The sequence below is a fragment of the Cognatundibacterium luofuense genome (genome assembly GCF_018139685.1).
Lineage (GTDB): Bacteria > Pseudomonadota > Gammaproteobacteria > Burkholderiales > Burkholderiaceae_D > Undibacterium > Undibacterium luofuense.
The window spans coordinates 1-318 of record NZ_JAGSPN010000452.1 but is presented as its reverse complement, the minus strand read 5'-3'; the positions used below and the strand labels follow the sequence as shown (position 1 = coordinate 318).

Genomic DNA, 318 nt, shown 5'->3' with positions numbered 1-318 from the left:
CCTTATGGAAAAAATGAAAAAACTGCGGGTTTTACGCTTGCCATTTGCTGAAATATGATGCAATATCAGTTCTCGGATTTATGCTGGCAAGTGGCAGATTGCGATGTCGCCCGCATAAATGCAGATAATTAACGGGTCAACACGCACATTAATTTTGTATGAAACGCGTCTACTTCTTTTTCTTTTTTTACTTTAGCTATTCCCAGCCTCAGGCGGTAGGAAGAAGGTAAGCACACGAAGAAAAAGAGCCCAACCAGAATTCTAAAAAACCGCCAGTGATGGCGGTTTTTTTTTACCTGCTGTTTGATCCGTGTTTGC

At 41.5% G+C, this 318-nt stretch carries 1 protein-coding gene; it reads right to left on the bottom strand.

Annotated elements, in window-relative coordinates:
- Positions 1 to 128 precede the first annotated feature (128 nt).
- The coding region (locus KDM89_RS21190; RefSeq protein WP_212689784.1) for a hypothetical protein at positions 129 to 318 on the bottom strand (190 nt) is incomplete at its 5' end.